The 21,100-nt window shown below is 28.0% G+C and carries 15 protein-coding genes and 2 pseudogenes; 4 read left to right on the forward strand and 13 right to left on the reverse strand.

Features of this window, described 5'->3' with window-relative positions; all coding sequences use genetic code 11:
• Nucleotides 1–78: 78 nt before the first annotated feature.
• Nucleotides 79–1,038: an SPFH domain-containing protein gene (locus tag CNEONATNEC86_RS15390; RefSeq protein WP_058296066.1), complete on the reverse strand. Its 960-nt coding sequence runs from the start codon at nucleotides 1,036–1,038 to the stop codon at nucleotides 79–81.
• Nucleotides 1,039–1,050: 12 nt separating this feature from the next.
• Nucleotides 1,051–1,473 carry an NfeD family protein gene (locus CNEONATNEC86_RS15395; RefSeq protein ID WP_058296067.1) on the reverse strand — a complete coding sequence of 141 codons (423 nt, stop codon included), beginning with the start codon at nucleotides 1,471–1,473 and terminating at the stop codon, nucleotides 1,051–1,053.
• Between the two features lie 361 nt (nucleotides 1,474–1,834).
• Between CNEONATNEC86_RS15395 and CNEONATNEC86_RS15400 the strand changes: the two genes are divergently transcribed.
• Together CNEONATNEC86_RS15400 and CNEONATNEC86_RS15405 are read left to right on the forward strand one after the other, a co-directional pair.
• Nucleotides 1,835–3,733: an NAD(+) synthase gene (locus CNEONATNEC86_RS15400; protein WP_159136338.1), complete on the forward strand. Its 1,899-nt coding sequence runs from the start codon at nucleotides 1,835–1,837 to the stop codon at nucleotides 3,731–3,733.
• Nucleotides 3,734–4,044: 311 nt separating this feature from the next.
• Nucleotides 4,045–5,073 (forward strand): branched-chain amino acid aminotransferase, encoded by a 1,029-nt coding sequence (locus CNEONATNEC86_RS15405; protein WP_058296069.1) that lies wholly within the window; start codon nucleotides 4,045–4,047, stop codon nucleotides 5,071–5,073.
• Between the two features lie 76 nt (nucleotides 5,074–5,149).
• Here CNEONATNEC86_RS15405 and CNEONATNEC86_RS15410 read toward each other — a convergent pair whose 3' ends face one another.
• From CNEONATNEC86_RS15410 to CNEONATNEC86_RS15455, 10 genes and pseudogenes are all read right to left on the reverse strand, one after another.
• Complete coding sequence (locus tag CNEONATNEC86_RS15410) at nucleotides 5,150–6,013, reverse strand: NAD(P)/FAD-dependent oxidoreductase (protein ID WP_159136339.1); 864 nt, start codon at nucleotides 6,011–6,013, stop codon at nucleotides 5,150–5,152.
• Nucleotide 6,014: 1 nt separating this feature from the next.
• Nucleotides 6,015–6,353 carry a thioredoxin gene (gene trxA / locus CNEONATNEC86_RS15415; RefSeq protein ID WP_058296071.1) on the reverse strand — a complete coding sequence of 113 codons (339 nt, stop codon included), beginning with the start codon at nucleotides 6,351–6,353 and terminating at the stop codon, nucleotides 6,015–6,017.
• Between the two features lie 197 nt (nucleotides 6,354–6,550).
• Nucleotides 6,551–8,257 (reverse strand): ABC transporter ATP-binding protein, encoded by a 1,707-nt coding sequence (locus CNEONATNEC86_RS15420; RefSeq protein ID WP_058296072.1) that lies wholly within the window; start codon nucleotides 8,255–8,257, stop codon nucleotides 6,551–6,553.
• 718 nt (nucleotides 8,258–8,975) lie between these two features.
• Nucleotides 8,976–10,004: pseudogene (locus CNEONATNEC86_RS15425) on the reverse strand (IS110 family RNA-guided transposase); the annotation flags it as partial.
• A 140-nt stretch (nucleotides 10,005–10,144) separates the two neighbouring features.
• Nucleotides 10,145–11,413, reverse strand: a complete 1,269-nt coding sequence (locus tag CNEONATNEC86_RS15430) for an IS4 family transposase (RefSeq protein ID WP_125147759.1) — start codon at nucleotides 11,411–11,413, stop codon at nucleotides 10,145–10,147.
• Between the two features lie 110 nt (nucleotides 11,414–11,523).
• Nucleotides 11,524–11,703: pseudogene (locus tag CNEONATNEC86_RS15435) on the reverse strand (IS110 family transposase); the annotation flags it as partial.
• A 925-nt stretch (nucleotides 11,704–12,628) separates the two neighbouring features.
• Nucleotides 12,629–13,297: an ATP-binding cassette domain-containing protein gene (locus tag CNEONATNEC86_RS15440; RefSeq protein WP_159136341.1), complete on the reverse strand. Its 669-nt coding sequence runs from the start codon at nucleotides 13,295–13,297 to the stop codon at nucleotides 12,629–12,631.
• Nucleotides 13,297–14,052 (reverse strand): ABC transporter permease, encoded by a 756-nt coding sequence (locus CNEONATNEC86_RS15445; RefSeq protein WP_159116640.1) that lies wholly within the window; start codon nucleotides 14,050–14,052, stop codon nucleotides 13,297–13,299. Before CNEONATNEC86_RS15445 ends, CNEONATNEC86_RS15440 begins: the two co-directional genes overlap by 1 nt.
• The gene (locus tag CNEONATNEC86_RS15450) at nucleotides 14,027–15,043 is read right to left on the reverse strand and encodes an ABC transporter substrate-binding protein (protein ID WP_058296076.1); all 1,017 of its coding nucleotides are present in this window, start codon (nucleotides 15,041–15,043) and stop codon (nucleotides 14,027–14,029) included. The genes CNEONATNEC86_RS15445 and CNEONATNEC86_RS15450 overlap by 26 nt, the downstream gene beginning before the upstream one ends.
• Nucleotides 15,044–15,196: 153 nt before the next feature.
• Nucleotides 15,197–15,616 (reverse strand): YaaR family protein, encoded by a 420-nt coding sequence (locus tag CNEONATNEC86_RS15455; protein ID WP_058296077.1) that lies wholly within the window; start codon nucleotides 15,614–15,616, stop codon nucleotides 15,197–15,199.
• A 256-nt stretch (nucleotides 15,617–15,872) separates the two neighbouring features.
• Between CNEONATNEC86_RS15455 and CNEONATNEC86_RS15460 the strand changes: the two genes are divergently transcribed.
• Together CNEONATNEC86_RS15460 and CNEONATNEC86_RS15465 are read left to right on the forward strand one after the other, a co-directional pair.
• A complete protein-coding gene (locus CNEONATNEC86_RS15460) occupies nucleotides 15,873–18,488 on the forward strand; it encodes a calcium-translocating P-type ATPase, PMCA-type (RefSeq protein WP_159136342.1) in 2,616 nt (871 codons plus the stop codon).
• 364 nt (nucleotides 18,489–18,852) lie between these two features.
• Entirely contained in the window at nucleotides 18,853–19,155 is a 303-nt protein-coding gene (locus CNEONATNEC86_RS15465; RefSeq protein ID WP_058296079.1) for a hypothetical protein, read from the forward strand.
• A gap of 62 nt (nucleotides 19,156–19,217) precedes the next feature.
• Here CNEONATNEC86_RS15465 and asnB read toward each other — a convergent pair whose 3' ends face one another.
• The gene (gene asnB / locus CNEONATNEC86_RS15470) at nucleotides 19,218–21,062 is read right to left on the reverse strand and encodes an asparagine synthase (glutamine-hydrolyzing) (RefSeq protein WP_159116643.1); all 1,845 of its coding nucleotides are present in this window, start codon (nucleotides 21,060–21,062) and stop codon (nucleotides 19,218–19,220) included.
• Nucleotides 21,063–21,100: the final 38 nt, after the last annotated feature.

Consider the following 21,100-nt stretch of genomic DNA (forward strand, 5'->3'; position numbering starts at 1 on the left):
TTTTAAGTTTGTTTCTTTCAATATATTTTACTAAAAAATAGCACCCCAAATCATAATGATTCGAGGTGCTATTTATACCTATTCTGATTTTTCTGACTTTAATGTATCCTTTAATGTATCTGCAATTGCAGCTATATTTCCAAGTGATGATAAAGTTTCATTTGGAAGAATAAGCTTATTAGCTGGATTTAATGCCATTTCCTTAAGAGCTTCCACCTGCTTTAATGCTATAACTCTCTCATCTGTTCCAGAATCAATAATTGCCTTGTTTACTTTTCTAATTGCTTCTGCTTCTGCAATAGATATTTGTTCAATCGCCTTTGCCTTACCTTCAGCTTCTAATAATTGTGATTCTTTTAAACCTTCTGCTCTTCTTATATTAGCTTGCTTTTCAGCTTCAGCTCTTAAAATTTGTGATTGTTTTTCCCCTTCAGCTTTTTCAATTTGAGATTGTCTTTGTCCTTCTGCTTGAAGAATCATAGCTCTTTTATCTCTTTCTGCTTTCATTTGTTTTTCCATAGCTTCTTGAATTTCTTGTGGTGGAACTATATTTTTTATTTCTACTGATAATATCTTTATTCCGTAAGCATCTGTGACTTCATCAATAATATTTAATAAGTCTGAATTGATTTTATCTCTACCTGATAAAACTTCATCTAAGCTCATATTACCGATTAAATTTCTTATATTAGTTGTAGCAGAATATACAATACCTGATTTATAATCTTCTATATTATATACAGCATCTCTAGCATTTAATAATTTAAAAAATATAACATTATCAACAGATATTCTAACATTATCTTTAGTAATAACTGATTGTGGTGGTACATCTAATATTTGTTGTTTTGTTGAAACTTTTCTTCTAACAAAATCTACGAATGGAATTATAACATGCCATCCTGGTTCTAATATTCTATCAAATTGACCAAACCTTTCTACAACACATAAGTACCCTGTGTTAACAATTTTAATTGAGGATACTATTACTATTAATAAAAGTAATAGTATAATTCCAAAAATTATCATTAATAACATAAAATAAGCCTCCTAAATTCTTTTTATTTTTAATTTTATTCCATCAATACCTGTTATCTCAAATTTTTCGTTTTTAGTAATCTTTTCACCTTCATTTACAGCGGTCCAATACTCTCCTCCAACCTTAATTTGAGCTTTAGTTTCTATGTCTTTTTCAGCTATAAGAATCTTTCCTATATATGTTTCTTCCATTAATGGTATTCTTTTATGCATCATTTTATACTTTTTCTTTAACCACGGATATCCAAAAATCATAGCTATCAAACTTATAATAGAAAAAACTATTATTTGATATAAAAACGGAACTCCAAGCCCCGCGCATATAGCGGCTACTATTGATCCAATCGAAAATAGCACAAAGAAAAAATTACTAGTTAAAACATCAATTGCTCCTGCTACTATTGCTATAATCAACCAAACTATTACCCATCCCATTTATATCCCTCCTTTATACTATATATTATATCAATCTTTCCATTCTTAGTATACTTTTCAAAGTCTGCTTTAAGATTTTTTTAATGTTCAATATTAAAGAAGTACTTTCTTTATATTCTCATTATACAGTATCATCACTTTCTTTTCAAGTTATTTATTATTGTTTTATAATGTATTTAATACTATTTATTTAGTTCTATTCATTTTTAAATTAATATATTTCATGAGAGGTTTTCCATTATTGCCATAAGCACTATTAGAGTTTAAAATAATTGTATAAATTAAAGAATAAATTTATATAAAAATCCACTTACTATAATATATAATTTATCTTTTAATATATTTAACAAGGAGTGATTTCATGGATTTTATTAAAGTAGGTGCTGCGTGTCCTACAACTAGAGTATCTGATATTAATTATAATATATCAAAAATCTTAGACTGCATACAAAATGCTGAAAATGAAAAATGCAAATTCTTAGTATTTCCTGAACTTTGTATAACATCATATACTTGTGGCGATTTATTTTTACAGGGATATTTAATAGAAAAATCATTAGAAGCTATAAAGACAATATTAAACGAAACAAAAAATACAGATATGTTAATAACTGTTGGCTCTCCTTTCTTACATAATAGCATATTATATAATGTTGCTTTTGTATTCTATAAAGGATCTGTCCTTGGAATAGTTCCCAAATCATATATTCCAAATTATAGTGAATTCTACGAGAAACGTTGGTTTAGTGAAGGATTAGATATTAAAAATGCGACTGTAGATTTACCTTTTCAGAAAAATGTTCCATTTGGAACAGATTTAATTTTTTCATCACAAATTGCAAACTTTGGTATAGAGATTTGTGAAGATCTTTGGGTAACTATTCCACCAAGTTCATATTTGTCACTAATGGGTGCTCATATAATAGGTAACCTTTCTGCTTCTAATGAACTGGTAAGCAAAGCTGACTATAGGAAAAGTCTAATTTCCAATCAAAGTGCACGTTGTATGTGCAGCTATATTTACTCATCTGCTGGTGTTCATGAATCCACAACAGATGTGTTATTCAGCGGTCATTTATTAATAAGCGAAAATGGTTCATTATTAAAAGAAAATAAACGCTTCCAAAGAGAAAATGAAGTTATCTATTCTTATATAGATGTATTCAAATTAAAATCTGAAAGAATGAAAAATCTAAGTTTTAGAGATGCAACTAAAAATTTATCATTAAGCCCTAATTTTATTAAATTTGAATTTGATAATATATCCATTTATAATTTTGATAGATTTATTGATAAGCATCCTTTTGTTCCTTCATCTGAACAGGAATGTGATGTAAGATGCAAAGAAATATTTAATATTCAAGCTGCTTCTTTAGCCAAAAGATTAGAACATACTAGATGCAAGAAAGCTGTTGTTGGAATTTCAGGTGGACTTGACTCTACTTTAGCTCTTCTTGTTATTGTTAAAACATTTGAACTTCTTAAGTTAGATAAAAAGAATATAGTTACAATCACAATGCCTGGATTCGGAACAACTGATAGAACATATAATAATGCAATTGAATTATGCAACGAATTAGGCACAGACTTAAGAGAAATAAACATAGTAAAAGCAGCTCTTCAACACTTTGAAGATATTGGTCATGATAAAGACATACATGATGTAACATATGAAAATGTTCAAGCAAGAGAAAGAACTCAAATATTAATGGATATAGCTAACAAAGAAGGCGGGTTATTAATTGGTACAGGTGATTTATCAGAACTTGCACTTGGGTGGTGTACATATAATGGTGATCATATGTCAATGTACTCTGTTAATCCATCAATTCCAAAAACTCTTGTAAGATATTTAGTAAAATATGTGGCTCAAAATGAATCTAATAATGTTGTAAGCGAAACCCTTATGGATATTTTAGATACACCAGTTAGCCCTGAATTATTACCAAAAGATTCGACTGGAGAGATAACTCAAAAAACCGAAGACATTGTAGGTCCATATGAACTTCATGATTTCTTCTTGTATCACTTTATAAAGCATGGGTCAACAAAAGATAGAATTTTCTTCTTAGCTAATCATGCATTTAAAGATGATTATAGTGAAGAAGAAATTCAAAAATGGTTAGATAAATTTATGTATAGATTCTTCACACAACAATTTAAAAGAAGTGCTCTTCCTGACGGTCCTAAGGTTGGTAGTATTTCATTAAGTCCAAGAGGAGATTTCAGAATGCCTTCAGATGCAGAGCCTTGGAAATAGTAGGCCTCACCTTTCAACTTTTTATTATTATGATAACAAATATGCCGATTATATATTAATTTAATATATAATCGGCACATTTAGAAGTAATATTTTATCATTTCTTTCTTTCAATTAATATTTTTATATTGTTTTGTGGAATTTTTCTTTAAATAGTGATAAAATGATTCTATTAAATAAAAAATGGCGATAAGCCTATATAATAAAGGGAGGTGAATTGTTGCCAAAACTTATCACGCGTTATAAGACATCTTTGTTTTTAATTTGAAAATTCGCCTTATAAAAGTGCATATTTTTAGCAACAAACTAACATGGGGAAAAAAGTTGATATCGATTGGAGCAAACTAGGATTTGATTATATTAAAACTGATTATCGTTATGTTTCAATTTGGAAAGACGGAAAATGGGATGATGGTAAACTTACAGAAGACAATATGCTTCGTATGAGTGAAGCTTCTACAGTTTTACATTATGGGCAAAGCTGCTTTGAAGGTTTAAAAGCTTATACTACTAAAGAAGGTAAAATTCAATTATTCAGACCTGATAGAAATGCAGCTCGTATGAACGAAAGTTGTGACAAGCTTCTTATGCCACATGTTCCTGTAGAAAAATTTATAGATGCTTGTATGCAAGTAGTAAAAGCTAATAAAGAATGGGTTCCTCCATATGGAACTGGAGCAACTTTATATATAAGACCTGTACTTATGGGTGTTGGGGATAATATAGGTGTAAAACCAGCATCTGAATATATCTTCACAGTTTTCTGCATGCCAGTAGGACCTTATTTCTCAGGTGGATTAAAGCCTTGTAACTTTGTAGTTCAAGATGAATTTGACAGGGCTGCACCTCATGGTACTGGTAAGCAAAAGGTTGGCGGAAATTACGCAGCTTCATTACAAGCTCATAAAAAAGCTGCTGAAGCTGGATATGCAGATTGCATATACTTAGATCCTGCAACTCATACAAAAATTGATGAAGTTGGTGCTGCTAACTTTATAGGTATAACTAAAAATGGAGAATTCGTAACTCCTGCATCATCTTCTATATTACCAAGTATCACAAAATATTCTTTATTATACATAGCTGAACATTATTTAAAAATGCCAGTATATGAAAGAGATGTTTTTGTAGATAAATTAGATGAATTTGCTGAAGCTGGTGCTTGTGGTACTGCTGCTGTTATTACACCTATCGGTGCTATAGACTATAAAAACAAGAGATATGTTTTCCATAGTGAAACTGAAGTTGGACCTACAATAAAGAAATTATATGATATTCTTTATGGAATTCAAATGGGTGATGTTGAAGCTCCTGAAGGATGGATATACGAAGTTAAATAATTTTTATAACTATAAAGGACTGCATTGAAAAATAAATTCAATGCAGTCTTTTAAATACGTTTCTTTATATTTATTATTAAATATAAGTTTCATCTAAATATGAAACAGCACTTAAAGCCGCGATATTCCCTTCCCCAGCAGCCTTAATATATTGATATGGTGCTCCAATACAATCACCAACAGCAAAACACCCAGGTATATTAGTTTCCATCTTCCTGTTTGCAATTATATGATTATTTTCAATTTCCAATCCTGGCACAAGTTGTTTAGGTGATAAGCTTTCTCTTAATAAAAATACTCCATCGGTAAATATAACTCTATTTTGCATTGTAAGTTTTTTTACCACTTCTGTTCCTTCTATTTTTGTAGGCCTATCTATTACAACCTCTATTCCTTCTTTTAATTTATATTTTCCTTTGTACATAGGTATATAATAAACTTTTTCTGCTATTTCCTGTACATAGTTTGCATCCTTTTCTCCATCTTTATGATACGATATAATAGATACTGTTCTACCTTTGTACAATGGTGCATCACATGTTGCGCAATAACCCACTCCATGACCTAAAAACTCTTCTTCTCCTTCAATTTCTTTATTAAAATCAATACCAGTTGCTAAAATTATAGTCTTTGCCTCATAATATTTATCATTTACTGCTAAGAGAAAACATTCCCCCATAGAATATATAGAGTCTATTCTCTCTTCTGTTATTTGTATATCCATTTGCTTCATATGCTCGTGAAATCTTTTCTTTAACTCTTCTCCCGATACATTATAAAATCCCAAGTAATTATTAACCTTTGGTGCTCTTTCTAATTTAGAGCTTAAATTTGAACTCCCAAAGAGTATAAATTTCTTGTTTCTAATTTTTATATTTAGTGCTGCTGATATTCCTGCTGGTCCACTCCCTATGATAGCTATATCATATTTTTCATTCATTTTAGAATTCCTCATCTATATATTGTTCAAGATTTCTATTTATCACTTCTTCAATTTGTCTTTTAGGAACAAATCCAATTATTTCATCAACTACTCTACCATTTTTAAAAAATTTTATATTAGGTATACTGTTTATCCTATATTTTCTTGAAATAAACGGACTTACATCCACATCCATTTTTACTATCTTAACATTATCATTTTCATAAGCAATTTCTTCTAAAATAGGAGCAACCATTTTACATGGTCCGCACCAAATAGCTGAAAAGTCTACTAATACTAGTTTTTCTTCATTTAATACTTCCTTCATAAAATCTGTATCGTATATATTAGGTATCATATAATCCTCTCCATAATAAAAACTTTATATATAATACTATTCATTTATGCCTCTTTTAGTTCTAATTATTAATAAATCTAGTAAATAAAATATGGGATAGCGCATTAAATAATCTGCGACATCCCATATCTATTTTAATCTTTTATTTTTAATACTATTCTATACTTTAATCATTTTATATCATATTTTTTTACAATTTAAAATGATGATATTTTATGCAATTTGCTATAAGTTCCACCTAATTCAATTAATTCCTCATGAGAACCCTTTTCTATAATACCTTGCTTTCCAAGAACAACAATCTCATCAGCATTTTTAATTGTAGATAATCTATGCGCAACAACAATAGTAGTTCTACCTTTACATAATCTCTCTAATGATTCTTGAATTATCTTTTCAGTAACATTATCAAGTGCCGAGGTTGCTTCATCTAAAATAAGTATTGGCGGATTCTTTAAAAATACTCTTGCTATAGATATTCTTTGTTTTTGTCCACCTGATAGTTTAACTCCTCTTTCCCCTATATAAGTGTCATATCCATCCTCAAGACTTTCTATGAATTCATGTATATTAGCCATTTTAGCGGCATTTATAAGTTCCTCTTCTGTAGCATTTTCTTTACCATAAAGAATATTATCTCGTATAGTACCTGTAAATAAAAATACTTCCTGCTGTACAATTCCTATGTTTGATCTAAGTGAATCTAATTTAACATCATATATACTTTTACCATCTATTAATATATCCCCACTATCAACATCATAGAATCTTGGTATAAGGTTACAAAATGTTGTTTTTCCTCCACCTGATTCACCAACTAGTGCAAGCATTTCACCCTTTTTAATTCTTATAGATATATTTTCAAGTACATTTTTCCCTTCGTAACTGAAATTAACATCTTTAAATTCGATTTCACCTTCTACAGTATCAAGTTTTATTGCATTTGCTTTATCTTTCTCTTTATTTTCATCCATAATTTCCATATATCTTTGAAAACCAGTTATGCCATTTTGATATTGTTCCATAAAATTAATAAGCTTCTTAATAGGATCAATAAATGATTTTATAAAAAGCATATATGCCATAAAGTCTCCTACACTTATAAATCCTTTAAATGTAAATATTCCTCCACCTATAAGTCCTACATAATTTAATATATCAATTCCAAAATTAGCACCAGAAGAATATTCAGCCATAACCTTATATGCTTTTTCACGAGCTACTATAAATTTATTATTTCCTTCTTCAAACTTTTTTTGTTCTGATTTATGACTTACAAAAGCTTTTGATATTTTTATTCCCGAAATACTATTTTCTAAATTTGCATTTACTGCACCAGTTTCAACTTTACTATTTAAAAATGCTTTATTCATTCTTTTTCTTTGATATAAAGTAAACCACACAATTAAAGGAATAAATGCAAAAATAAGAAGTGTTAAAGGTAAATTGATTGTACTTAAAAATATGAATGACCCTGCAAGCATTATTATTGAAATAAATATATCTTCTGGACCATGATGTGCAAGTTCTGAAATATCCATAAGATCATTTATTATTCTCGACATAATGTCACCAGTTTTATTACTGTCAAAAAAACTATTAGGAAGCTTTTGAAGATGATTAAATATCTTACTTCTCATATCTCCCTGCATTCTAACGCCAACAACATGTCCCCAATATTGCATAAAATATCCACACGCTGCTTTTACTAAAAATATAATCAATAATGATATTGCAAAAACAACTATCATTCTTAAATTTTGATTAGGTATTGAATCATTTATAAGTTCTCTTGTCATCATCGGATATACTAAATCACACAATGCAGCTATAAATGCAACAAATAAATCCAATGTAAATAACATCTTATAAGGCTTATAAAATGATATAAACTTTTTTATCATTTGAGTTCTCCTTTTGGTATATTTTTCCTAAAGCTTGTATATAATTTAATATCTATCTTTATAATACAAATTAAATTATTTCATTCTTTAGTTACTTAATAATATCATATATATTTTTTTCAGTAAAATTAAATAGATTTTATTATTAATTGAATTCATATGATATTTTTAAATAATATACTAAATTCTTAAATGAGGTGGTGTATGTATGATTAAACATTTAAACATAATAAATATTATTTTTTCATTTATTTTATTATTTTTATTTTCTAATTTAATACTTAGTAGTAGTTCAGACACAACTAATATATTTTCTTTTTTATTTATATTCATTGGACTTTTTCAAGTATATATTGGGATAAAACTATTAAATTCAAAAAGAAAAATATTGAGTACAGCGACTTTTATGCTTAGCTTTTTCTTTCTTAGCCTGGTTGGTATAAAAATATATTTAAATATATAAAATCACTTACTTTTATTTAAATTTTACATTTAAAATCAAAATACTATTGAACGTGAAATAAATATATTACGTAATATCAAAGTTTAGTGGATAACACCGAAATTCAATATATGATATGCTTGATTGTAGAAAAATTTTAGCTAAAACCTGCTAAGAAAAATCAAGTTTTTTTTAGCAGGTTTTTTATATATTTTTTGCATGACAAATAAATTAAACAGAAATTCTGTTAAATTTAGATATAGATACTATCTAAATTTAAGTATTATAGACTTCTTTTACTCTAGCGTAGTATATTCTTAGAAGCTTATTTAATGCAGCAATTTTAGCAACTTTTTTAGGTTTTCCTTCTGCTTCTTTTTTTAACATATATAAAAATATAGGATCATCCTTTGGTTTGGCACTTTTGATACATTTCATAATTTCATATCCAGTTTTTCGTAATAATGCAGAACCTCTTTTAGAAATACGACGTTTGTTTGCAACAAACTGTCCCGACTCAAAAGGAGGTGAATCAATACCCGTATAAGCTATCAAAGCCTTTTTATTATAAAAGCGTTTTAAATCACCGATTTCAGCAATTAAGCGTGGAGCCAATGTATCTCCAACTCCAGGCATATTTCTAACAACATTGTATTCCTTTAAACTACTTGCTAATTCTTGCATTTGTGATAATATCATAGATAGAGTTCTATCTATTTCGCTAAGAACTCGAACAGCTTCTAATACTAACATTTTGGTTGATGGGGTACTAGAAGATAGTGTAGGGATGCCTTCTTGTGCTAAAGCATATATCTGTTTTGCTTTTGTTTCACTTTGATGGTATCCTTTATTTTTTGCCCATTTAAAATAACTATTTATAAATTGCTTTTCATTTTTCTTGGTAATATTATCGTAATGCCAGTATTCTTTAACAAAATCATTTAATTTATCTTTCTCTGGCTTATCGGATCTATTTTTTAATAGATTTTTAATTCCTGGCATTGTTCTATCTAATAGATTACTTAGTACAAGTTTGCTCTCTATTCTCATAGCTATATAATGAGAATATTGCCTACCTAATAATTTTAATTCAGAATACACCTCATCTGTTGCTTCATAGTCAGTTAATTTAAACCAATTATCAATTCCATAATTAGCTATTTTGATAGAATCTAATTTATCAGTTTTACCTTTCCTTAATCCTATAGCAGAATATTTTTTCATAATTAATGGATTTATTACGGCTACAAATATACCATGATTTTTAAGATAAGTAAGTAGTGGCAAATGGTATGCACCGGTCGCTCAATGTCGTCAACTTAAGTAATTTGTAAATATAAATCACGATTATTTTTAGATGATATATTTAAATTTCTTCTAAAAAATGGTACACTAAATAAATCCACTGGTTAAAGTGAATTTTGAAATATGCAATTATTTGTAATTTAAATGCATGATTTTTTATTGTGATGATGCTTTTTCCTTGGATGTTTGTTTTTTCGCTCACGAGAACGATTGGGACGTATTTGTGAGCGAATTTTTTTAGATTTTTCTAATATTATTTCTAAAATTTTTCTTGTTAATTTAGCATTAACTAATAAATTAATAATTCTATTAAAAACTTGCCCAAGTATAAAATTTCGATTTGCTTGATACATTGATTTTAAATTCTTATCTTTAATTTCATCTGCTATCGCAGCATCGGCCTCATCTTTTATAAGAGCTACAACCATTGATAAATAAATAGAAACAAAAAAGTCTTGTTCTATAGAAATTGGTTTTGTTCCCGAAAATTCTTCTATCTGAATACTACTTTTTAACTCTTTGTATTTACTTTCGACTCCCCATCTAAGGAAATACAACTCTTTAAATTCATCATATTTAATGTTTTCATCAAAAATATTAGTGACTAATATTTCTGTAATGTTGTTTGAAAGCTCTATTTTTATAACACGCAATTTTCTGTATTTTCTCTTTATTTTATATTCCAAAATACAATCATTGGAATCAATATTTTGTACTGTTTTAAATGATGATGGTACTCTCATTAAGAAAAGCATATTTTTAGTATCTAAATAGTCAAACATCTCATAAGAAGGGTATCCTCTATCAAATATTACAATACTGTTTTTTGATAATTTTTCATTGTTGATTTGATCTAGATGTTGTTTTGCTAATTCTCTTTCACTAGTTTTAAATTTAGTTATTGAAGCATCAATTATAATATCATTTAATATATCATATAAGGCTGATGCCGTCGCAACTGCTGTTTGAGTTTTATTTTGATTTTTACTTACTCCAAAGTATTTACCACATTCAATAGTATCAGGAACTTGTATAGATGTTCCATCAACTGCAAGAATATTAAATCCATGCCATTTATTCAATTTCTTTTTTGAATTATAAAAAGAATCAACAAATAATCTACATAGTTCTTTAAAGGCTTCAGGTGAAATATTTTGTCTTGCTTTAGAAAATGCTTGCTTTGATATATTAGGAAAGTTTAAACATGTATGATTTTCAATAAAATTATCTATTTCTAAAGGTATAGACTTTCGTAATACAGAACAAATTAAATAAACTACATTAGAAAACGATAGTTTTCTTTTCCTTGAAAAAGAATTTCCTAAACTATATGACTGCTTATATTCATCTGAAACAATTAATTTATTTGTTCGTTTTAAAATTTGTGATAGTAATTTAATATTTTTCATAAAATCAAACCTCGCTATAAATTTAATATCTATAGCGAGGCTGCATTTTTTTACCTATTGTCAAGTGTTTTTTATTAAATTTTCTATATTTTCTTAAGTTGACGACATTGACCGGTCGCTTCCATAACAACTCTAGTTTCTTCATTTAATTCAGAAATAGATTCAACTAATGCTTTTAAATCAGCTTCAGTATGATTTATTTCATGTGGTTCACTAATAACCTCACCATATTCTTTCAATATACATACTGTACTTTTTCCTTTTGAAACATCAATTCCAACACTAATCATGTTAATCCTCCTAAAAAATTATTGTAATTTTAATCCACCCACACTTATTACAATTCATTTTGGTTAGTTACACGAAAGCCGTACGGTTTCAACCTGCTTAATCGAATCTTTATAATAAGGGATGGCTGACAGTTTTAGCTACGGATGTTAAAACCCAATTCTAAAGTCGTCATACCAAATTACTCCCTTTATTATAAATTAAAATAAGTGCAGATGTTAAATCATATATTTATGATTTGTATCTACACTTATAGAGTACCAAACTTCTAAAGGCAGAGGCTGTGCCCAAAACCATTTGCTCCAAAAACAAGTTTTGGACAAATAATTTTGGAACAGCCTATATCTAAGAAGTTAAAAGCTTAAATTTCTTAATGCAATACTACGCCTATCATATATTGAATTTCTTTGTTTTGCTCTAAAATCATAGATGTCTAACTTTTTTTAGTTATAATTTATGTTTTTAGGAATATTACAAGTCTAAAAATATAGTTTTCAATCACTTGTAATAATTTAGGAAGCTACTTATAAAACACCGGTATCCACCAATAAATAAGCAAAGATCCGAATTGCAGCATAGCTGCTCTTCTTATAAGTGCACATTTGTAAGAATTTAAATTCATATATTTATAAAAATATATCTGGATACTCAGAGTTTATATGGAATAAAGAAATAAAGCATTTATGTTGGCGGTGTCTTGCATTGAAAAATGAAGCTTTAAAATTTTTCATCAATGATTGTTCCAAAATTGTTTGTCTAAAAACTTGCTTTTTGGAGCAAACATTTTTGGGCACAATCATTGATGGTTAAATTTTTAGCTTCATTTTTGTAGCAAGCGAGCCAACATAAATGCTTTATTTCGGTTGTTATCCACTAAACTTTGATTCTACGTCCTTTATTTATTTTCTGCAACCTAAGCTTCTTATATTACATTAAATTTATAATATTTTCTTTATTTCCAATAATATTTGCATCAAATTTCCCCTTTACTAGAGCAGGTTCTCCACCAAATACAAATATATTTCCTTGGAAATATATAGCCTCATCTAAATCATGAGTAACTACAATGACCATCCTTTTTCTGTTCTTTAGTATATTTTTAAATTCATCAATTATTATATATTTTAGTTTATAGTCTAAAGATTTAAATGCTTCATCCATCAAAATTATTTTTGATGGTTTTCCAAAAGCCCTTGCTATATTTACTCTTTGTTTCATGCCTCCACTAAGTGCACTCGGATATTTATTTTTCACTTCCTCGAGTCCAAGTAAATTTAATAATTCATCTATCTGGTCTTTTAGCTCATGTTTTTTATAATAGGATTTTAGTGTTAACTCTAAGTTTTCATATATAGTAAGATATTCTATTAATCTATCTTCCTGAAAGACATAACTTATATCACCATTATTAATTCCCACTACTTCTCCACCATCTATATCTGTCAATCCACTTATGATATTTAAAAAGGTACTCTTTCCGCAACCAGACTGTCCGACTATGCAATTTATTTTTTCATCATTAAAATCGAGATTAAAATCTTTAAAGACAATCTTGTTTCCAAAACTTTTATTTAAATTATTAACACTTATCTTCACTATCTTTTCCACCTATACACTCTTTTTCTTAATATTGAATTTATTAATTCAAAAATCAAAGATATTAAAACTATTATAATAATCCATGCAAATATTCCGCTTGTATTAAAATTAACCTTTTCTATTTGTATTTGTGATCCCATTCCATACTTTGGCTGTCCATGTACCTCACCAGCAATAACAACTTTAAATGCTAGAGAAAATGTAGATACAAATATACTCATAAGATAAAATTTAATCTTAGGCAAATATATCTTTTTTAATTTATCTATAAAACTCACTTCATAAATTTTAGTCATTTCTATAATATTTTTGTCTATCTCTTTAAAACTATTTCTTATTCCCTCATAAAGTATAGGCAGAACAATAGCAAATCCAACTATATATGGTGCTTTATCTTTATCAAACCAAACAAGTGCAAGTACTATTAAAACTAATGTAGGTATAGTTTTAAAAAGTGAATTTATAGGATTTAATAAATAATAAAATAAGGGGCTTGCATATGACAATACCCCGAATATTACTGCTAGAACTAACGCTATTAAATAGCTTAACACAGTTCTATAAAATGTACTTAATATAATTCTTATAAATTCTTTATCTGAAACTATTTCTTTAGTAGAACTCAATATACTTTCAATCTTAGGTAAATAAATCTCGTTATTAATTGATGTAGCAATAAATTCCCATATCAATATAAATATTATACATGATAATAAATTATATATCTTATTTTTCCATGAAAATTGCTTCATCTGGCACTTTGCCTCCTATAGTTTTAGGATCAAATTCATTTAATTTTTCAAAATATGTTTCATATTCTTTATAGCTATCTTTTATTGATACATATTTAATATTTGATCTGTCTATAGCTTTAACTATAATAGGCTTCTTTGCAGAAACTCCAATTTCTTCACAATAAGATCCTAATGTATCTTTATCCTTATATACAAATTCTGTACTTTCATTTATCTTATTTAAAAGTGCTTTTACAAATTCATTGTCATTATCTATTAAATCTTTTTTTACTATAACAGTAGCCTGAGGATACCCATATTCTGAATTATTTATACTTTTCCATTCTTCATTTAAATCTAAAATAACTTTAAAGTTTTCATTCTTAGTTTGAACTGTTGATAAGGCTGGTTCTGGTATTACCGCATATTCTGCTTTTCCTGCCAAAATAATAGGTGCAAGTTCACTTACTCCATCAACGTAACTAAAATTAATATCATTATCTACATCAATTCCTTTATCTTTAAGAATTGCTCTTGCAGTTATGTCTGGTGTTAAGCCTTTTCCTATGTTATAAACTTCCTTACCTTTTAGATTTTCTAAAGTTGCTTCAGGATTAGTTGAGCCTAAATAAAAAGATCCCCATCCAGTAGTACCTGCTATCTTATACTCTCCATTTGTTTTATTATAGGCTGTTGCAGCAAGATTTGATGGCACTATAGCCACATCTGGCTCGCCTTTCATTACATTAGTAGCTAAACTTTCTGAACTTTGTTCTATTGTATATGTGACATCGTATCCTTTAACTATTTCTGGTTTTTCCCTTATCATCTTTGCAATTCCTATTGCTGGTAATCCATCTGGTACTGCAAATGTTATATTTTTAGGTTCTGATGCTTCTTCCACCTTTGACTGAGTATTATCATTATTAATGCTTGTACTATTTCCACACCCTATAAAAGTAAATAATGCTAAAATCATTGTTAAAACTAAACATATATTTTTTTTCATTTTATATACCTGCTTTCTTAAATTCACAATTTTTAAATACATATTCCTTAATTCAAAATTAAAAATATATATAAATATTAGTTTTTATCTCAATTATACATCTCCCCTATAGGTAATCTAAAGGGCATGCATCTTTAATTATGAATTTATGACTTATCTATACATATCAACAATCATGCCTTGTATTTCATCTATGGTTGCTGCAATGTTTATATTTTCTTTTTGATCACCTAATACAGCTTGTGTTAATTCTTCAAGCTTGCCATCAACAGTATCCACTGTTACAAAATATTGCGTCTGCCAAAAACTTATATCTTTTTTTGTTTCATACATATATTTTAATACAGATTCTAAGTACTCTTTTATCATTTTTTTATACATAACTACATCTACATATGTCTTAGTCAGTATAAGCTTGTTTCCTCTCTTTTTTATATCATCAACTAGCTTTTTTAATTGTTCTTCAGATTTACGTTGTCTTTCCTTATTAAAGCTTTGTGAAAAATCTTTCTTTTCTGAAACAGATTTTCTTTCCGGAGTAACAGATCCTCTTCTTACTCTACCAATTTCCATTGCAATCAATCCTTTCTCATTCTACCTTAAATTATATCAAAAAATAGCATTATTCTCTACTTAAATTATGTAATGTAATTGATAATATAAACTTACTAAGTAAGCTATTTTACAAATTATTTTTTCTTAACATATTTCTTTATTTTACATTATCTTATTAACAGTCTATAAACTCATTATTTCCCATGTATATATTTTTATATTTTTTCTAATATATATAGTATGTATAATAATATTTTATTGGAGGTATGAAAATATGTGGTTTAATAAATCTGTCGATGATATCTCAAAAGAATTAGACAGTAATTTAACTTCTGGTTTATCAACGGTAGAGGCAAAAAAAAGACTTGAAAAGTATGGTGAAAATAAGTTAAAATCCTCTACACAAAAAAGTATTCTTCAATTATTTTTTTCTCAAATTAATGATGTAATGATTTATATACTTATTATTGCAGCTATTATTTCTGCTTTTATGAAAGAATATAGTGATTCTGTTATTATTCTTATCGTTATTTTAATAAATGCAGTAATAGGTGTTGTTCAAGAATTTAAAGCAGAAAAATCATTAGAGGCATTGAAAAAATTGTCAACACCTAAAGCAATAGTAAAAAGAGATGGAACAGTTCAAGAGATTTCATCTGAAGAAGTCGTTCCTGGAGACATTGTTATTTTAGATGCTGGCCGCTATCTTCCTGCTGATTTAAGATTAATTGAAAGCGCTAACTTAAAAGTAGATGAATCAGCTTTTACTGGTGAATCAGTACCTGCTGAAAAAAACTCTGATATTATAGGTGCTACTGACAATGTTCCAATTGGAGATCAGTCTAACATGTGCTTCATGTCAACTTTAGTTACTTATGGACGTGGAAGTGGCATTGTTGTTGGTACAGCAATGAATACAGAAATAGGTAAAATTGCAGATATGCTTGATAAAGAAGAAGATAATACAACACCTCTTCAAAAAAGACTTGCCTCTCTTGGTAAAACTTTAGGAATTGGTGCTGTTATTATATGTGTAATAATTTTTATAATTTCAATGTTTCAAGGAAGAGATTTATTTGAAATGCTATTAACCTCAATTAGTTTAGCTGTTGCTGCTATTCCAGAAGGCCTTCCAGCTATTGTTGCTATCGTACTAGCACTTGGTGTTCAAAGAATGATAAAACAAAATTCTATAGTAAAAAAACTTCCTGCTGTAGAGACCTTAGGTTCTGTAAATATAATTTGCTCAGATAAAACAGGTACTTTAACTTTAAATTTAATGACAGTAAAAAAATGTTTTATAAATGATTCTTTAATTCAAATAGATAAATGTGATTTAAATAATGAAGATACTAAAACACTATTTGAAGGGATGATTCTTTGCAGTGATGCTACAATAAAAGATGGAAAAAAAGCTGGTGATCCAACAGAAATAGCTTTAATAGATGCTGGGCTTAAATTTAATTTATACGGTGAAGATCTTAATTCCGCTCATCAAAGAGTTGATGAAATTCCTTTTGATTCAGATAGAAAGCTCATGACAACAGTAAATAAATATGATAATAAATTTAAAGTATTTACTAAAGGTGCTATAGATAATTTACTTAAAATATCTACTAAAATTTTAATTAATAATGAAATAGTGGACCTTTCTGAAGATAAAAAGAAATATATACTCGATCAATCAAACTTAATGTCTGATGAAGCTTTAAGAGTTCTAGCTCTAGGTTTTAAAATAATTGATACTATGGATGTTAAATTAGATTCTCTTGAAAATGATTTAATTTTTGTTGGATTTATGGGTATGATAGACCCTCCACGTGAAGAAGTGAAACCATCAATAGAACTATGTAAAAAGGCAGGTATAACTCCTGTAATGATAACAGGTGATCATAAGAACACTGCATTTGCCATTGCGCATGAGCTTGGCATAGCAGATAAAATAGATGAATGTATGTCTGGATTTGAAATAGATAAATACAGTGATGAGGATTTTAAAAAAGTTGTAAGTAAATATAAGGTTTTTGCAAGAGTATCACCTGAAAACAAAGTTAAAATTGTTAAAGCTCATAAAGCAAATGGTAATATTGTTTCAATGACTGGTGATGGAGTAAATGATGCACCTTCTTTAAAAGCTGCTGATATTGGTGTTGCTATGGGCATAACAGGTACTGACGTTGCCAAAAGTGCTGCTGATATGATTTTAACTGATGATAATTTCACGACAATTGTTAACGCTGTTGAAGAAGGACGAAATATTTATACCAACATAAGAAAGTCTATAATTTTTCTTTTATCATGCAACCTTGGAGAAATTGTTGCTTTATTTATAGCTATTTTATTTAACATGAATGCACCACTTCTGCCTATTCATATTTTATGGGTAAATTTAATAACTGACAGTTTTCCTGCATTATCATTAGGAGTCGATCCTAGAGATCCTAGCGTAATGGATCAAAAACCAAGAAATCCAAAAGAATCGCTTTTTGCAAATCATATGGGCACTTACGCAATAATCAATGGTATCATAATAGGAGTATTAACTCTAATTGCATTTAATCTTGGAGAACATTTATATTCAAATTCTCTAATGCATGCTCAAACATTATCATTTGTTGTTTTAAGTTTTTCACAATTATTCTTTTCTTTATCAATGAGAAACAAAGAAAAGTCGTTATTTAAAGTTGGAATCTTTACAAATAAATACTTACTTTATTCCATTTTGCTTGGAATTCTAATACAATTATTAATAATAACTATTCCATTTTTATCTTCAGTCTTTAGTGCATATACTTTGACTTTAAGAGACTGGGCTTTGTGCATTGGCATTTCACTTATTCCTTTTGTACTTAATGAACTATTTAAGGTATTTAAATATTCAAATAAATAAATTTAAAGAAGCTGTTTTAAACTATAATTTTTGAAGCAGTTTCTTTTTTGATTATATGACCTTCTCTATAACTTTAACATTTATATCTTTTTGACTCATATATTTTATTATTCTTTCTATTATCTAATCTACACATGTTCCCATATATACAGTATAAGATTTTAGAAATAACTATAAAATAAAAATCTAAGTTCTATAATTTCAACTTTAAGCACAGTATAAGTTCTATAAATTTATACTATTTTTTTCTATGTTTTTTATAACTATTTATAAAGATTGCTTTTCCTTGGCAATCTTTATTGAATTATGTAAAGGTTTGTACTAAAATTTATTTATACAAAATTATTTTTTAGGAGGGATTGGGATGATCGTAAAATGTATAGATGATACTCTTTGTTCAACATTAACTTTAAATAAAGAATATATTGTTATTGAAGAAGCACCTGAATACTACGTAATCTTAGATAATAAAAATGAAGAAATAACTAGTAGAAAATCAAGATTCACAGTAGTTGAAGATGGTGATTTAACAAAGAAAGCTAAAGCTACAATTAATGAACTAAGTTATCAGCTAGATAATGATTTTAAAGATATTAAGCAATTCTCAATTAGAAAAAATTCTAAGGGAGAAATTAAAGAAATTTCTATAAAATTCAAATATGAATAAATTCTAAAGATTAAAGACCATCACTATATTTAGGATGGTCTTTAATCTTTTTAACTAACTTATTATAATAAAATATTTATATTATATTCTTCAAGCCATATATTCATTTGAACTAAATAAGCAATTAATTGAGGTCCTGTCATTAATTGACCATACCATGGTGATTTATAACTTTCTCCCTTTGTTCTTATAATTTCTCTTATTACCTCTTCATCAATAATTTCATGAACTGGGGAAGATTTTTTATCTAATATCTCAGTCATCATTTTGCATACTATATCTGTATATATTGGATTATGAGTTTTAGGATATGGACTCTTCTTTCTATATATAATATCTTCTGGAAGTATTCCTTCAAGTGCTGCTCTTAAAAGTCCTTTTTCTCTACCTTTATAAAGCTTAATATCATGTGGCATATTAAAAGTATAATTTACTAATCTTATATCTGCAAAAGGAACTCGTACTTCTAAGCTGTTATACATACTTACCCTGTCTTTACGATTTAAAAGATTTACCATAAACCATTTTAAATTTAAATATGACACTTCTTTGAGTCTATAATCTTTTTTAGTCTCATTATCTAAATGAGGTACCTCACTTAAAGATTTATCGTATTGTGCTTTTACCATTTCATCAATAGGCATTTCTTTTAATTTCTTACTTACTATTTCTTTTCTGCTATTAACAAATCTAGACCAAGGAAATGTATCTAAATAAAACATTTCATCTCTAGTAAACCATGGATATCCTCCAAATATTTCATCAGCACATTCTCCTGAAAGTCCAACAACGAAATCGTTACGTATTTCTTTGCAAAATAAAAGTAATGATGAATCAATGTCAGCCATGCCAGGCAGATCTCTTGCAAGTACTGCATCTCTTAAAGCAAATGCCAAATCTTTATGATTTAAAACAACTTTTTTGTGATCACTATTTATAAACTTAGCCATTTCCTCTGCATAAAATTCATCTGATGTTGGCTGAAATAATGATGATTTAAAATATTTATCATTGTCTTCATAATCTATAGAATAAGTTGTGAGCTTTTTACCTTTTTCTTTAAAACTATTAGCTGCTATAGCACTTATTGCTGATGAATCAAGCCCCCCTGATAAAAAGGTACAAAGAGGTACATCGCCAACTAATTGTCTTTGTATAGCATCTATTAATAATTGTCTTGTATGCTCAATTGCTTCTTCCGCATTTTCTTTAAATTCCTCAGCTTTGACAGTCCAATATTCCCATACTTTAATATTATTGTTTCTATCAACTAAAACACAGTTTGCTGGAGCTACTTCTTTTATATCCTTATATACAGCACTTCCTGGAATTGTTGCAGGGCCAAGTGCAAATATTTCTGTTAAGCCTTCAATATTTACTTCTCTCTTTATATTCGGATAAGCTAATATGGTTTTTATTTCTGACCCAAAAACTAAAGTATTATTGCAAATTGCATAAAATAATGGTTTTACTCCCATCTGATCTCTAACCAAGAAAACTTCTTGTTTAGCTTCATCAAAAACTGCAAAAGCAAATATTCCTATGAGTTTATTAACACAATCCTTTCCATAAGCAATATATGCAGTAAGCAAAACTTCTGTATCTGAATATGAGTTAAATGTAAATCCTTCTTTTATAAGATCTTTTCTTAAATCTTCAGTATTATATAATTCTCCATTATAAACTATTGTGAATTTTTTACCCTCTATAGTTTTAGTCATAGGCTGAATTCCACCTTCTGGATCTACAACAATTAATCTTCTATGTCCAAGTAAAACATTATTTGAGATATAAAATCCCTCAGTATCTGGGCCTCTTCTCTCTAAAGTTTTCACCATTTTTTTTAGTATATTTATATTTTCTACTATGTTTGCCTTAAAATTAATTAATCCAGCAATACCACACATAAACTTCACCTCTATATAAATTCATATTATTAAAATAT

Origin of the sequence: Clostridium neonatale, from assembly GCF_900465025.1 — a bacterium.
GTDB classification, from domain to species: Bacteria; Bacillota; Clostridia; order Clostridiales; family Clostridiaceae; genus Clostridium; species Clostridium neonatale.

Bases quoted from the DNA above. Each gene is read 5' to 3' on its own strand.
- CNEONATNEC86_RS15390 (WP_058296066.1), bottom strand. From the start codon at position 1,038: ATGTTATTAATGATAATTTTTGGAATTATACTATTACTTTTATTAATA.
- CNEONATNEC86_RS15395 (WP_058296067.1), bottom strand. From the start codon at position 1,473: ATGGGATGGGTAATAGTTTGGTTGATTATAGCAATAGTAGCAGGAGCA.
- CNEONATNEC86_RS15400 (WP_159136338.1), top strand. From the start codon at position 1,835: ATGGATTTTATTAAAGTAGGTGCTGCGTGTCCTACAACTAGAGTATCT.
- CNEONATNEC86_RS15405 (WP_058296069.1), top strand. From the start codon at position 4,045: ATGGGGAAAAAAGTTGATATCGATTGGAGCAAACTAGGATTTGATTAT.
- CNEONATNEC86_RS15410 (WP_159136339.1), bottom strand. From the start codon at position 6,013: ATGAATGAAAAATATGATATAGCTATCATAGGGAGTGGACCAGCAGGA.
- trxA (WP_058296071.1), bottom strand. From the start codon at position 6,353: ATGATACCTAATATATACGATACAGATTTTATGAAGGAAGTATTAAAT.
- CNEONATNEC86_RS15420 (WP_058296072.1), bottom strand. From the start codon at position 8,257: ATGATAAAAAAGTTTATATCATTTTATAAGCCTTATAAGATGTTATTT.
- CNEONATNEC86_RS15430 (WP_125147759.1), bottom strand. From the start codon at position 11,413: ATGAAAAATATTAAATTACTATCACAAATTTTAAAACGAACAAATAAA.
- CNEONATNEC86_RS15445 (WP_159116640.1), bottom strand. From the start codon at position 14,052: ATGAAGCAATTTTCATGGAAAAATAAGATATATAATTTATTATCATGT.
- CNEONATNEC86_RS15450 (WP_058296076.1), bottom strand. From the start codon at position 15,043: ATGAAAAAAAATATATGTTTAGTTTTAACAATGATTTTAGCATTATTT.
- CNEONATNEC86_RS15455 (WP_058296077.1), bottom strand. From the start codon at position 15,616: ATGGAAATTGGTAGAGTAAGAAGAGGATCTGTTACTCCGGAAAGAAAA.
- CNEONATNEC86_RS15460 (WP_159136342.1), top strand. From the start codon at position 15,873: ATGTGGTTTAATAAATCTGTCGATGATATCTCAAAAGAATTAGACAGT.
- CNEONATNEC86_RS15465 (WP_058296079.1), top strand. From the start codon at position 18,853: ATGATCGTAAAATGTATAGATGATACTCTTTGTTCAACATTAACTTTA.
- asnB (WP_159116643.1), bottom strand. From the start codon at position 21,062: ATGTGTGGTATTGCTGGATTAATTAATTTTAAGGCAAACATAGTAGAA.